Source organism: Achromobacter sp. 1012554356, assembly GCF_059760815.1.
Genome location: NZ_JCBANC010000015.1, coordinates 65,405 through 79,792, shown reverse-complemented (window position 1 = coordinate 79,792; position 14,388 = coordinate 65,405). Strand labels below are relative to the sequence as shown.

Here is a 14,388-nt window from a genome sequence, read left to right as displayed (position 1 = left end):
GCGCCGGACTATTCGGATCAACCCTGCGGCAGCGCGATCAGGCGGCCTACGCTGGCCGTCTCTTCCTCGCGCAGCTTGAATCGCGCAACCGCATCGGCCAACACACGCGCCTGATCGCTCAACATGCCGGAAGCCGCCGTCGATTGCTCGACCAGCGCGGCATTCTGCTGCGTGGCCTGGTCCATGTCGGCGACCGAGCGGTCGATCTGCCCCAGCCCCGTGCTTTGCTCGGCCATGGCGCCGTGGATCTCGCTCACCATCCGCTGCACGCGGTTGATGCCGTCAACGATCTCGGTCATGGTCGAACCGGCGGCCTGCACGCGTTGCGTGCCGCTCTTCACGTTCTGCACCGACGCCTCGATCAGCGTCTTGATCTCTTGCGCGGACGACGCGCTGCGTTGCGCCAGCGTGCGCACTTCGCCCGCCACGACCGCAAAGCCGCGGCCCTGTTCGCCGGCACGCGCGGCCTCGACAGCCGCGTTCAGCGCCAGGATGTTGGTCTGGAACGCGATGCCGTCGATCACGCGAATGATCTCGGTGATGCGCTGCGACGATTGCGAGATCTCGTCCATGGTGGTGACGGCGTCCTTCACCACCTGGCCGCCGCGGGCGGCAACCGCGCTGGCCTCGTCGGCCAGTCGCGTCGCGTGCTCGGCGGTTTCCTCGGTCTGGCGCACGCTGGAGGCCAGCTCGGTCAGCGCAGAGGATGTCTCTTCCAGGGATGCGGCCGATGTTTCCGTGCGCTGCGACAGGTCGCGGTTGCCCATGTCGATCTCGCGCGTGGCGGCGCTCATCGAATGCACGCCGCTGCGCACTTCGCGCATGACGTGGGTGATCTTCTCCACGAAGGCGTTGAACGAGGCCGAAATCTGCGCGACTTCGTCGTGGCCGACCACGGCCAGGCGGTGCGTCATGTCACCGTCGCCCGAGCCGATCGTGTCCATGGCGTCGCGCACGGCGGACAGGCGCTTGAAGGCGCGCGACGTGATCACGCTGGCGATGGCCACGGCCACCAGCGTCAGGACCACCAGCGAGATCAGCGTCGCGTGCAGCACCTGCGTCAGGCCGACGGTGGCTTCGGTCTTGTCCAGCGCCACGACCAGATACCAGTCCGTGCCGGGAATGCGGCGCGCCTTCAGCAGTTTCTGCGCGCCGTCCAGCACGATCTCGACAGGCGCGGCGCCGTCGCGGGCCATTGCCGCGATCGCGTCGGTGGTCAGGCCCGGGGCGATGTCGGTCGACGCCTTCAGGGCCAGCTTGTCGTTCAGGTGCGAAATCACATGGCCGTCCGTGCCCAGCACAAACGCGCTGCTGGACGGAGTGGGGTGGATGGCCTTGATGATGTCCTTCACGCCATCCAGCGGCACGGCGCCGCTCAGCACGCCAGTCGTCTGGCCGTCGCGGATCATCGGGGCGGTGAACGCCACGTACAGCACGCCGGTGCTGGAGTCCCCGTAGGGCTTGGTGATCGTCAGCTTGCCGGCGGACACGGCGCTTTTGTACCAGGGCCGCGCGGTCGGGTCGTAATCCGCCGCGGTCTTGGTGGTGGAAAAGAAGGTCTTGTCGGACCAGCCGACGGTGGTGATGGGAAAGCCGTTGGTCTCGCCCATGAGCTTGGTCAGGCCCCGGGGATCGCCTTTTTCGACCACCTTCGCCGTGGCGTCGACGGCCTGCGCCTTGTCCGCCGACCAGCGCTCGATGGCGCTGGCGTTGCCGGAGGCCACGGCGTTCAGGGTCGCGGCGATGGTTGACATCATGTTGTCGCGCACGATCTGGTAGGTGATGAGGCCCGAGAGCGTAAGCGCTCCCACCACCGTAAAGCAGGTAATAAGCAAAATGCGGTTGCGCAGCGACGTTATCTTCATGCTCGTTTACTGGATACGCGGGCCGGAGGGCCAGCGGGTTGCTAGTCGGCCTGGAAATCCCCGGCCGCAATCCGCTAACGGCAGGCGGAAGCGGCGACTTTAGGGATGGGATCAAGAACTTTGATCCGACCCGTCGCAATCAACGACGAACACCGCACTTTCGAAAATTCCTTAGGTTCAACAGACCCCGTTTAACGGAAACTTTTCTGTTGCCGGCTGGAATTCGCCCCACGGCCTCCTGAACTCGACGCGGCCAACCAAAGCCGTCTACCCGCCCTTACAGAAGAGTCGACGAGCAGGCGCGTGGCCGTCTCTCTACTCAACTCGCTATCGCCACTCGAGGAAAGCAGATCGATGACCCACCACATTCCCCTGACGGGGCAAACCAAAGCGTTGGTGGCCCCCGACGCCGGCCCGGCCTATGCGCAGATACAGCAACCCAAGCCCTGCATTGTCATCCTGATCCATGGCGTCAACGATCTGGCGGGCTCGTATGCCGACCAGGAGGAGGGAATATGCGAGGGGCTGAACGAACGGCTGGATCATCTGACCACGGCGCGGGGCGGACGCAACATGGCGGCGCTGAATCCGGCGATCTACACATCGCCGAAGGATGACAATGGCGCAGCCGATTTACCCGACGTGGCGTACTACCGCCGCCTGCCGTTGGCAGGCAAGCTGGGTGGTCGCTCGCGCAGCGTGGTCATTCCTTTTTACTGGGGTTTCCGCGAGGAAGAGCGAGCCATCAACAAGAGAACGACGCATGGCGAATGGCTGGACCGCTTCGGCAACCGGCTGGACAAGGACGGCATCAAGCAAGGCGGGATGTTCGCCAATGCCACGACAAATATTCCTGACATGTTTGGGCCCGGATTCTCGGGAAGGCTACTCGGGGCCATGCCGGTCAATCCGGTTTTCGGATCACCCGGCCACCCGCTGATGCCCGCGCCAGCCCGCCGATACATGGTGCTGGCCGCGTTGCGACTTACGGCGCTGGTGAAGACCATTCGCGGCTACAAGGGTCAGAGCGGGAGCGACGGCTTGAACGACTCCATCAATGTCGTGGGCCACAGCCAGGGAACCTTGATCACGTTGCTGGCCAATGCGTTTCTCAAGGATGAGGGCGAGCGGCCGATCGATGCACTGGTGATGATGAGTTCGCCCTACAGCCTCGTCGAGACCTTTCTTGAAAACACACTCGTGTACCACAACCAGCAGACCACGCTCGCCCGTCTGCAGACGCTCGCCAACATTACGCAATTCTTGGGCAGCCGGCCCAACACGATGCCCGCCATGGCGGACATGGCGGACCCGGTCAAGTCCGCGTGCATTGGGGGGCTGCGCTGGACGGGCGACCAATGCGGGACCACGTTGGATGGCCTGGCGGTGAGTTTTACCGAGCGGGACAACCGCGGCAATGTCTACTTGTACTTCTCGCCCGAAGATCAAACCGTGGGCATGAGCAGTGTGCAAGGAATCGGTTGGCAGGGTGTTGCGAACATGGTGTCGATTATGGAGCTTGTGCCAGAGCGCTCCCAGCTCACTTGCACGGCCGAGACGTCGCGCCAGATCCTCCCCGAGAAAAGGCGTGCCCTTGAAAGAACCGTGCCGGCGCTCGCGGCACTCGGGTCCAGATTCTTCCAGCGGGTCTTCACCATCCGCGAACGCGAGGCTGGTCGGCACCGGGTGGGAATGCCGCCGGCTTATACCTATGAATTGCTCGCGAACGGTGAGTCGACGTGGGAAGGCACGGCGCTGGGAGGCGTTCAGAAGATGGCCCAGGCAAGTTTCGCGACCGGGCAGGCGATCCAAATCAACGCGCCTGCGCTACCACGTGCTTTCGACGCAGACTTTGGCGCACACGGGGCGCGCGATTCCAGTCAGGCGTCAGGCGGAATCGCGCCTGTCTACGCACCGGATGATCCGATCGACGCCTCGATTGCCGTGACCAATGGAGGCATCAACCATCTGGGATCGCGTTTGGTCGACCTGCCGGAAAGCGCTGGGCCCCTGACGGCGGCGCATCGAAATCAGGCGCGGGCCATGGCGTTAGCCCCGGAATTGGAGGCGCAACTGACCGGCTTGAACGATCCCGCGCGTAATCCTTATAAGGCGCCGGACAACAACGAATGGGCCGCCGACTGGCACCGAATCACCTTCGCGTCCTATAAGGGCGGCCGGCGCTTTTGGGTGAACTACCAGGAGAGCCCGAACGAGGCGCGCCGGCGTCGCATGAATGCCAACAGGGCCGAGCAAAACGCGTACTCGTTTCATTCCGCCATCCCGATGAACAAGGAGCACAGCCGGCGCGCGCTGGCCTATGACCTGGCATTGGGTCAGGCGCGCAGCATCGATGATGAGGAGTTTTATACGTATTTGTGTCGGGTGGCGGATTGGCGGTTGGGGTGGGAGGAGTTTGGCGGTCAGCGCAATCAAGAAATGTCCGACGAGCAGCCGCCAGATGCCGTGTCGCTTCGCTTCTACAACGAAGAGCCTACCGATCGAAGGGCTTTGATAAACGACACGGACGAATATCGGAAGACGGGTCTTTTGCCGACGGTTGCCGCTAGCGCGCAACGCCCGACTGCAGTGATAAGTCAGACGGTGGGCGATGTCCTCTTCGGCCGCCAATCCCAGTCCTGCAAAGAGAACGCGGCATGAAGCATTTCAAACCTGTCACCGTCATTCCCTTGTTGCTCGCCGCACTGTCCGGCACACCCGTGGTTGGCGCGCCGCCGCTGCAGGCTTGGCCACTTGCCGACATCGCGTGTCCGTTGCCGCCCGTGCCGAATGATTACCACCTCCTCGATCAACAGGCTCCAACATCCACGCAGGGATCCATCATGACCACCACGCAAGCCCCTCTGCCAAGCGCACGCCTGGCCACACTCGATATTGTCCGCGTTGGGCTTAGCCTTGACGTGTACCGCCAGGGCCAGGCGTGGGCACATCTGCAGGCGCAGAACAATGCACAGCCTCAGGCCTTGCACGTGGGAACTATCTTGCCGATGGACCCCGAGCGTTATCCGGTTCTGGCGGATCTCAAGGATATGGCTTGGGAGATGCGAATGTCGCACGCGTTGGAACTTGGGCTGCAGGGCTTTCCTGAACGCTGGCCAATACCGACGCTGACGGTTGTTCGAGACTATGACCCGAATGCGGACGACCTTCGGGTTCCCCCAGATCGCGTCTCTCGAATGCTGAAAAATATGGCGAACAATCAAAGAGCCCCGGCCGGCATGCATTGGCACAAAATCCGGCAATTGGATCCGGCGGGGGTCTGCAACACTACGCCGGAGTTCGTAGTGGAACATCTGTTCCGACTGTTCGAGGCTAATCCGGACATGCCCGCGCTGCTCGTGTACTCGGTAGAAGGCTACAACATCGCCCGCGTCTTGAGCCAGCGTCACAAACCTCCGATCGGCGTAGGCACGGGACCGCGCCAGCCTGGCGAACTGACCGACGCGGTGGTCGCGATGATCGTGGCGCGCCCCGAACGATTGAACTGGTTGCGCGCCTATGCGCCGTACACCAAACCCAATGCCCGAAACGACATCGATCCGGCCTTCACCGGCTGGAAGCGCCAGCCGCCCAAGGCGTTCAGGCCAACGCCCTCGTTTCCCGAACCCATCACGGAGCAGGGCTTCAAGCAGTGGGACCGGCTGCAAGTGCTTGCGCAACTGCATCGGCCGGTGGAGGTTTCTCTAATGGAGGACGACCGGACCGGCAAGCCCTTGAAAGACCAGGCTCGCCAGGCGGCGCTGGCCAGCGCTTGGCAGCGGGCCACCATGGGAATCATCGATGCGCCCGCCCGCGTGTTCTACGACACCGGCAGCCCGACGGGCGGGCTGGCCGACCTGGCGCCAGCGCTGGCCGCCGCGCAAAGCACGTTGGATCCCTTGGACTCTATGCAGAGCTATGACCTCACGCAGCGATTGGGCGACACCGGCGCCTCCTCGCCTTTTGTGGGCATTGCGCTGGCGACGATGGGAAGCTATCTGAACGCCGACACCAGCGTGGTGATGCCGCTGCGCCAGCGCGGCAAGGCCACGGTGATTGCGATCACCTCGACAACGCCCGGCCAGAAGCCGGAAAGCGATCCCTTCGACGTCAAGCTGCGGCCGCAGCACTCGAAGTACAGCGAAGCGCCGTCGCCTGAATTCAAGGAGCAGTTTGCCAGCCTGGTGCACGAAAGCCAGCGCAACAAGCCGGCACCCGAGCCCTATATCGATCCGGCCAAAGTGGCGTATGAACAGCGGTTGCTTGATGCGTTCATTGCTTCAGCGCCCAGTGCGGATCTACCCGACGTGGACAAGCAGTGATGCGCGCCTTGCCGCCGCTGGATCGCATTGCAGAGGTCTATCCAACCCCTCTGATCAGAACCCCTCGCGCGGCACGTGCACCCGGCCTTCCATCAGCACGCGTGCACTGCGGCTCATGATGGCCTTGGTCACCTTCCAGTCACCATCCACCAGCTGCGCCTGCGCGCCGACACGCAACGTGCCCGACGGATGACCAAAGCAGACGTTGTCGCGCTCGCCGCCGCCGGCCGCCAGGTTCACCAGCGTGCCGGGCACGGCTGCTGCAGTGGCAATGGCGACGGACGCCGTTCCCATCATGGCGTGATGCAGCTTGCCCATGGACAGCGCACGCACCAGCACGTCGATGTCGCCCGTGCCGACCTTCTTGCCGCTGGAGGAAATGTACTCCTTGGCTGGGGCGACGAAGGCGATCTTGGGCGTGTGCTGGCGGCTGGCGGCCTCGGCAAGGTCCTTGATGAGGCCCATGCGCAGCGCGCCGTGGGCGCGGATGGTCTCGAAGCGCGACAGGGCGGCGGCGTCGCCGTTGATGGCATCCTGCAGTTCCGTGCCGCTGTAGCCCAGCGCGTCGGCTTCCAGGAAGATCGTGGGAATGCCGGAGTTGATCATCGTGGCCTTGAACGTGCCGACGCCGGGCACTTCCAGGTTGTCGACCAGATTGCCGGTGGGGAACATGGAACCGCCGTCGCCTTCTTCGGCGGGGTCCATGAATTCCAGACGCAGTTCCGCGGCGGGGAAGGTCACGCCGTCCAGTTCGAAGTCGCCGGTTTCCTGCACCGCGCCGCCGGTGATGGGCACGTGCGCGACGATGGTCTTCTGGATGTTGGCCTGCCAGATCCGCACCACTGCGATGCCGTCCTGGGGAATGCGGGCCGGGTCGACCAAGCCATTGGTGATGGCAAAGGGGCCGACCGCGGCGGACAGGTTGCCGCAGTTGCCGCTCCAGTCCACGAACGGCTGGTCGATGGAGACCTGGCCGAACAGGTAGTCCACGTCATGATCCGGGCGCGTGCTTTTGGCGACGATGACGGTCTTGCTGGTGCTGGACGTAGCGGCGCCCATGCCGTCGATCTGCTTGCCGTAGGGATCGGGGCTGCCGATCACGCGAAGCAGCAGCGCGTCGCGCGCGGCGCCCGGCACGCGGGCCGATTCCGGCAGGTCGTCCAGCTTGAAGAACACGCCTTTGCTGGTGCCGCCGCGCATGTAGGTGGCGGCGATCTTGGTTTGGGGTGCATGTGCCATGTTTCGTCCTGAAATATCGGTCCAGAAATATCGGAGTAGGGCGGCGGGCGCTGCACACACCCGCCGGTCTGCACAACGGCCGGTCAGGCCAGCTTGCCGGCGTCCGTCGCGGAGGCGGCTTCCAGGAAGTCCTGCGCAAAGCGCTGCAGCACGCCGCCGGCTTCGTAGATGGACACTTCTTCGGCGGTGTCCAGGCGGCACGTCACCGGCACCTGCTCCGTGCTGCCGTTGCGGCGGTGAATCACAAGCGTCATGTCCGCGCGCGGCTTGCGCTCGCCGATGACGTCGTAGCTTTCGGTGCCGTCCAGGGCCAGCGTCTTGCGGTTCACGCCCGACTTGAACTCCAGCGGCAGCACGCCCATGCCGATCAGGTTGGTGCGGTGGATGCGCTCGAAGCCTTCGGCCACGATGGCTTCCACGCCGGCCAGGCGCACGCCCTTGGCGGCCCAGTCGCGCGACGAGCCTTGGCCGTAATCGGCGCCGGCCACGATGATGAGCGGCTGCTTGCGGTCCATGTAGGTCTCGATGGCTTCCCACATGCGCATGACCTGGCCTTCCGGTTCCACGCGCGCCAGTGAGCCTTGCTGCACCGCGCCGTCGGCGTTCTTGACCATCTCGTTAAAGAGCTTGGGATTGGCAAACGTGGCGCGCTGCGCGGTCAGGTGGTCGCCGCGGTGCGTGGCGTACGAGTTGAAGTCTTCTTCCGGCAGGCCCATCTTGTGCAGGTATTCGCCCGCGGCGCTGTCCATCAGGATGGCGTTGGACGGCGACAGGTGGTCGGTGGTGATGTTGTCGCCCAGCACGGCCAGGGGCAGCATGCCGCGCAGCGTGCGCTCGCCGGCCAGCGCGCCTTCCCAGTACGGCGGACGGCGGATGTACGTGCTTTGCGGGCGCCAGTCGTACAGCGGGCTGACGGCGGCCTGGCGGTCGTCCTTGATGCCGAACATGGGGGCGTAGACCTTGCGGAACTGCTCGGGCTTGACCGCCGACTTGACCATTGCGTCGATCTCTTCGTCGCTGGGCCAGATGTCTTTCAGGCGGATCTCGCGGCCATCGGCGCCCACGCCCAGCACGTCGCGCTCGATGTCGAAGCGGATCGTGCCGGCGATGGCGTACGCCACGACCAGCGGCGGCGAGGCCAGGAAGGCCTGCTTGGCGTACGGGTGGATGCGGCCGTCGAAGTTGCGGTTGCCGGACAGCACGGCGGTCGCGTACAGATCGCGGTCGATGATTTCCTGCTGGATCTTCGGGTCCAGGGCGCCGGACATGCCGTTGCACGTGGTACAGGCAAACGCCACGACGCCAAAACCCAGCTGTTCCAGATCCTGCGTGAGGCCGGCTTCTTCCAGGTACAGCTGCACGGCCTTGGATCCCGGCGCGAGCGAGCTCTTGACCCACGGCTTGCGCGCGAGGCCCGCGCGGTTGGCGTTGCGCGCCAACAGGCCCGCGGCGATCACGTTGCGCGGGTTGCTGGTGTTGGTGCAGCTGGTGATGGCGGCGATGATGACGGCGCCGTCGGGCATCAGGCCGGGCTGGTTCTCGACCACGCCGGCGATGCCGCGCTCGGCCAGGTCCGATACCGGCAGGCGGCGATGCGGGTTGGACGGGCCGGCCAGCGTGCGCACGACGGTCGACAGGTCAAAGCGCAGCACGCGCTCGTACTGGGCGGTCTTCAGGCTGTCGGACCACAGGCCGGCGGTCTTGGCGTAGTTTTCCACCAGGGCGATCTGCTCGTCCTCGCGGCCGGTCAGGCGCAGGTAGTCGATGGTTTGCTGGTCGATGGAGAACATCGCCGCGGTGGCGCCGTACTCGGGCGCCATGTTCGAGATGGTGGCGCGGTCGCCCAGCGTCAGGCTGGACGCGCCTTCGCCGTAGAACTCCAGGTACGCGCCCACCACCTTTTCCTTGCGCAGGAATTCGGTCAGCGTCAGCACGATGTCGGTGGCGGTGATGCCGGGTTGCGCGCGGCCGGACAGTTCGACGCCGACGATGTCGGGCAGGCGCATCCACGACGCACGGCCCAGCATGACGTTTTCGGCTTCCAGCCCGCCCACGCCGATGGCGATGACGCCCAGCGCGTCCACGTGCGGGGTGTGGCTGTCGGTGCCGACCAGCGTGTCGGGGAAGGCCACGCCGTTTTGCGTGTAAATGACGGGCGACATCCGCTCCAGGTTGATCTGGTGCATGATGCCGTTGCCCGGCGGCACGACCTCGATGTTCTCGAAGGCCTGCTTGGTCCAGTCGATGAAATGGAAGCGGTCTTCGTTGCGGCGGTCTTCGACCGCGCGGTTTTTGGCGAAGGCGTCCGGGTCGTTGCCATCGTATTCCACCGCCAGCGAGTGGTCCACGATCAACTGCACCGGCACCACCGGGTTGACCTTGGCCGGGTCGCCGCCTTTGTCGGCGATGGCGTCGCGCAGACCCGCCAGGTCCACCAGCGCGGTCTGGCCCAGGATGTCATGACAGACCACGCGCGCGGGAAACCACGGAAAGTCCAGGTCACGGCGGCGTTCGATCAACTGCTTGAGCGCGTCGGTCAACAGTGCCGGCTCGCACCGGCGCACCAGGTTTTCGGCCAGGACGCGGGACGTGTAGGGCAGGCCGTCATACGCGCCGGGCGCGATGGCCTCCACGGCCGCGCGGGCATCGAAGTAGTCCAGGCGGGTGCCGGGCAGGTTCTTGCGGTACGACTTGTTCATCATGCCTCCGTGCGCTGTTGGGTGCTTTGCGCGATCTGTTGTTCGATGTTGATGCGGGATGCGCGGATGTGCCGGCGCATCAGAAGTTCAGCCAACTCGCCGTCGCCGTCGGCGATGGCGTCCAGAATCCGGTGGTGCTCGGCATAGGCCTGCCGCGGGCGGTTGGGCGTCGTCGAAAACTGGATGCGGTACATGCGCGCCAACTGATAGAGCTCGTCGCAGAGCATGCGGAACAGCATCTGGTTGCCGCTGCCCTTGACGATGCGGTAGTGGAAATCGTAATCCCCTTCCTGCTGGTAGTAGCCCAGGCCGGCCTGGAAGGCTTCGTCGCGCTCGTGCGCTTCCAGCACGCCGCGCAGTTCGTCGATTTCCGACGGCGGCATGCGGTCGGCGGCCAGGCGGCAGGCGGTGCCTTCCAGCGATTCGCGGATTTCGTAGAGTTCGACCAGTTCCTGGATCGTCAGGGAAACGACGCGCGCGCCGGCGTGCGGCACGCGGACCAGCAGCTTCTGGCCCTCCAGCCGGTGCAGGGCCTCGCGCAGCGGACCGCGGCTGACGCCGTGGATGCGCGCCAGCTCGGGTTCGGAGATCTTGCTGCCCGGGGCGATCTCGCCCTTGACGATGGCGGACTGGATCTTGCGAAAGATGTGGTCCGAGAGGGTTTCGCCGAGGGGTTCGCCAACGGGGGCGCCATCGGCCGCCTGCCCGCCTGGCAAGGTGAGCACTTTGCTCATGGTGTTGACAATTCGTTCCGTCAAAGGGGGTGTTTTCGGAATAAAGCGCGATTGGCGTGCTGAATTGTCAACAATTTACTCCCGGCAAGGGCGCGGGTGCAAGCGGCCTGATCGCATGAAAAGCCCGGAGCGCGCAGCGTGCGGGGGATGCTGATCGGGCGTGCCGTCTCCGGGGAGTGCATGCTCAATCTACGGCGGATCACGCGGTTGCGTGCACAGGCGCGGACGCGGCGGCAAATGCTGGCTTATCCAGCAGACTCTCCGTCCATCGAACGCAGGGTTTCCGGGATCCGGTAGCGCCGGACGTCAAACGTTAACGTGTGCGCCGTCCTGCCCCTGTCTTGCAGCTTCTCCACGCAATCGCCTTCCTGTAGCGCCGAACGGCTGGTCTCGTAGGATTCGGTCGCTTAAGGTCCCTGAATCCATTGGCGACGCGGCCGCCGATGGCGAGGCTGACGCTGCTCTTCGAGAACTCGCCGGCGCAGTTGGTGTCCCACTCGCCGCCGGAACTGTCGGCGATCAGGCCGTCCAGCACCATGTTCAGACCCTTTGGGGCCGATGTCGAACAGCCGCAGGCTGGTCTCGGAAAACGGATTGGCGCGCGAAGAGCCCGTGCGGGATATCCGCAATCCGAATGCGCGGCGGCCAGGTGCGACGTCATACCGGGCTGTGTCGAAGGACACGTCGCTGATCCGCATGGCGTCGTCCGACATCAGTCCGTCAAGCTGCAGGTGCTCAAACACCTTCAGCGTGGCGCGATCCAGCACCAGTATCCGAAGGTCGCCATCGTGGCCGAAGTCCCGGCTGGGACCATCCCGCATCAGCGGAATCGCTGCCAGCAGCAGGTCAGGATTGGCGGGCCAGATTTTACAGATCACCGCGAACGGTCCGCGCAATGGGGAGTCGGAGATCTCGATCTCGATGTCGTATGCTTGCTTACAAGTCCACCCGTACCTTGCCGGCCTGCACCAGCCCCGCGACATCCCGGATCTCCGCCAGCAGCGCGTCCTGCAACTGCGCGGGCGTGCCGCCGGTGGGTTCGAAACCCTGCTCGGCCAGCTTCGCGTGCACGGACTCGGTCTTCAGGGCGCGGTTGATGCCTTGGTTCAGCGCGGCGATCGTCGCTTCGGGCGTGCCTGCCGCGCAGTAGGTGCCGAACTGGATCTGCGCCGAGAATCCCGCAAAGCCACTTTCGGCAACGGTGGGGATCTCCGGATACTTTGGCAGACGCTGCGGGCTGGTCACGGCCAGCACGCGCAGGCGGCCGCTCTTCAGGTAGGGCTCGACGGCGGCGACGGTGGCCACCACCACCTGGATCTGGCCGCCCAGCAGGTCGGTCATCATCGGGCCGGTGCCGCGATACGGCACGTGCAGCATCTCCATCCCGCACGCGGCCTGCAGCAGCTCGGTGGCCAGGTGCTGCGGCGTGGCGTTGCCCGGGGTGCCGAAGGTCAGCCCCTTGGGTTCGCGCCGCGCCTGTGCCACCAGTTCGGCGATCGTCTTGGCCGGCAGGTCGCTGTTGACCGCCACCATGTACGGCGACCGCGCGATGGGGCAGACCGGCGCCAGTTGCTTGAGCACGTCTTCGGGCGGCCGGGCGTAGTAGCGCACAGACGGGACGAGCCCTGCGAACAGCAGCATGCTGCCGTCCTTCGCGCCATTGGCCGTGTAGTCCGCGCCCAACATGCCGCTGGCGCCGGGCTTGTTCTCGACGATGACCGAGCGCTCCAGCGCGCCTTCCAGCGACGCGGCGATGACGCGGCCCAGCACGTCGGTGCCGCCGCCCGGCGGGAACGGCACGATCACGCGCAGGGGCGTTTCGCGCGCGGCGGCCAGGCGGGTGGCGGTGGCGCCCAGCGGGCCCAGCGACATTGCCGCCAGCGTCTTGATGAGGGTTCTGCGGTCCATGTGTCTTGTCTCCGTCCCCGCCTCGTGGCGGGGTGTCGCGCATCGTCTCTGTCAGGGCGGACGATTTCGGGTTCGGGGGAATGCGGTTGATGCGATGTCGTCGGCTAGGCTTTTGCGGATTGCGCCTGCATTGATTGCGCCTGCGCCGGATGCGCCGACACAAAGCTGCGCAGCGCAGCCGCCACCGTGCCGGGTTCCTCCACCGGCAGCATATGACGCTGTTCAGGCACCACGCGAGCGCAGGCGCGGGGCAGCGCCCGCGCCAGTTCCCGCGTCATGCGCGGGTTCGAGCCGACATCGTGTTCGCCCGTCATGACCAGCACGGGGCATGCGATCTCCGGTGCGGCCTGCGCCAGCAGCGGGTCGCCCAGCGCGAAGAGCGCGTACGCGGACAGAAAGCTCTCGCGGTCGTTGTCGAGCAGGCGCTGTTCGATCTGTGCCACGCGCGCGGGCCGCGCGGCTTGAAACGCCGGCGTGAACCAGCGCGTCAAGGACACCTTGGCGGCTTCCCGCGGATCCTGCGTGGCGGCCGCCGCCAGCCGGGCGCGCACCGCGGCGGCTTCTTCTTCCGTGCGGCGAAACACGGTGCTCAGCAGCACCAGCCGGCCCACGCGTTCGGGCCGGGCCGCGGCATAGGCGCCCGCGATCAGGCCGCCCATGGAATAACCCAGCACAGTCGCCTGCTGCCAGCCCGCGGCGTCCAGCTCCGCGTCCAGCTGCGTGATGAAGTCCTGGATGTCCGCGGTACCGCGCAACGCGGGAGCGGCGCCGTGGCCCAGCAGGTCATAGCGCAGCACGTCGAAGTCCGGTTCCAGCAAAGGAATCAGGTCATCCCACAGCGTGTGGTCCAGGCCGACGCCGTGCAAGAGGACCAGAGGTTCGCCGCGGCCGGCGCGCCGCCGTTGCGTGGTCATTTGGCGCGCGCCTCCTGCGCTTCCTGTTCCAGTTCCTTCAGGTCCGAATAACGGTTGCCGATGCGGTGATGCGGACGGCCCGACGTGGCCGCGCCCAGCGCGATCACGATCTCGTCCGGCGCCGGCGCGTCGTTGATGGTGGTCTGCACCGTCAGGTAATGCGAGCGCAGGCCCTCGTCCAGCTTGTGCATCAGCGGCACCGAGATCACGCAGCCGGGACCGCCGCGCATGTTGGTGAAGCTGAGATAGCTGGTGCCGCCCACTGCGTTGCGGTAGAAGTTGCCGAAGCGCAGCGTGTGGATCAGCGCGGACGCGTGTTCGACCTCGCCGGCGGTGCCCACCACGGCGGCCTTGCCGTAGGCCTCGATGTTGTCCGCGGATCCGGCTTGGCGCAGGATTTCGCCGACCAACAGTTCGCCCAACGGGGGCGCGGCTTCCAGAATGCCGGGCCGCAGGTCTTCCTGAAACGGCAGGCCGGCCCACGGATTGCGGATCACGGCGGCGGCCACGATCATCACCAGCGGGCGATCGGCCGCGCGGCCGCCTTCGATAAGGGTTTTCTCGACATAACTGACTACCTTGCGCACTTGCAGTGACATACGCGCTGCTCCGAAAGCTGGGGGATGAAAGGACGAGTCCATTGTTCGACGCCCCGCGCGTTTTTGACAATCCAAATTAACGTGAGCTAATTTCAGTAAATCCAAATT

Annotated in this window: 10 protein-coding genes; 2 read left to right on the top strand and 8 right to left on the bottom strand. The window is 65.3% G+C overall.

Annotated elements, in window-relative coordinates; translation table 11 throughout:
- Positions 1-17 precede the first annotated feature (17 nt).
- Positions 18-1,865, bottom strand: a complete 1,848-nt coding sequence (locus tag AC6LJW_RS10090) for a methyl-accepting chemotaxis protein (RefSeq protein WP_498087179.1) — start codon at positions 1,863-1,865, stop codon at positions 18-20.
- A gap of 354 nt (positions 1,866-2,219) precedes the next feature.
- Between AC6LJW_RS10090 and AC6LJW_RS10085 the strand changes: the two genes are divergently transcribed.
- Positions 2,220-4,526, top strand: coding sequence for a T6SS effector phospholipase Tle3 domain-containing protein (locus tag AC6LJW_RS10085; RefSeq protein ID WP_498087178.1), 2,307 nt, complete (start codon positions 2,220-2,222; stop codon positions 4,524-4,526).
- A complete protein-coding gene (locus AC6LJW_RS10080; RefSeq protein WP_498087177.1) occupies positions 4,523-6,187 on the top strand; it encodes a type VI lipase adapter Tla3 domain-containing protein in 1,665 nt (554 codons plus the stop codon). The genes AC6LJW_RS10085 and AC6LJW_RS10080 overlap by 4 nt, the downstream gene beginning before the upstream one ends.
- Before the next feature lie 54 nt (positions 6,188-6,241).
- Here AC6LJW_RS10080 and prpF read toward each other — a convergent pair whose 3' ends face one another.
- The 7 genes from prpF to AC6LJW_RS10045 form a co-directional block, all read right to left on the bottom strand.
- Positions 6,242-7,426 carry a 2-methylaconitate cis-trans isomerase PrpF gene (gene prpF / locus AC6LJW_RS10075; protein ID WP_427984909.1) on the bottom strand — a complete coding sequence of 395 codons (1,185 nt, stop codon included), beginning with the start codon at positions 7,424-7,426 and terminating at the stop codon, positions 6,242-6,244.
- Between the two features lie 83 nt (positions 7,427-7,509).
- Complete coding sequence (acnD, locus tag AC6LJW_RS10070) at positions 7,510-10,125, bottom strand: Fe/S-dependent 2-methylisocitrate dehydratase AcnD (RefSeq protein WP_056559273.1); 2,616 nt, start codon at positions 10,123-10,125, stop codon at positions 7,510-7,512.
- The gene (locus AC6LJW_RS10065; RefSeq protein WP_056559270.1) at positions 10,125-10,859 is read right to left on the bottom strand and encodes a GntR family transcriptional regulator; all 735 of its coding nucleotides are present in this window, start codon (positions 10,857-10,859) and stop codon (positions 10,125-10,127) included. Before AC6LJW_RS10065 ends, acnD begins: the two co-directional genes overlap by 1 nt.
- 407 nt (positions 10,860-11,266) lie before the next feature.
- Positions 11,267-11,755, bottom strand: a complete 489-nt coding sequence (locus tag AC6LJW_RS10060; RefSeq protein WP_498087176.1) for a PA3715 family protein — start codon at positions 11,753-11,755, stop codon at positions 11,267-11,269.
- Positions 11,756-11,795: 40 nt separating this feature from the next.
- Positions 11,796-12,767, bottom strand: coding sequence for a Bug family tripartite tricarboxylate transporter substrate binding protein (locus tag AC6LJW_RS10055; protein WP_427984914.1), 972 nt, complete (start codon positions 12,765-12,767; stop codon positions 11,796-11,798).
- Positions 12,768-12,871: 104 nt separating this feature from the next.
- Positions 12,872-13,681 carry an alpha/beta fold hydrolase gene (locus AC6LJW_RS10050; protein ID WP_498087175.1) on the bottom strand — a complete coding sequence of 270 codons (810 nt, stop codon included), beginning with the start codon at positions 13,679-13,681 and terminating at the stop codon, positions 12,872-12,874.
- Positions 13,678-14,280 (bottom strand): amino acid synthesis family protein, encoded by a 603-nt coding sequence (locus tag AC6LJW_RS10045; RefSeq protein WP_427984917.1) that lies wholly within the window; start codon positions 14,278-14,280, stop codon positions 13,678-13,680. The genes AC6LJW_RS10050 and AC6LJW_RS10045 overlap by 4 nt, the downstream gene beginning before the upstream one ends.
- Positions 14,281-14,388 lie beyond the last annotated feature (108 nt).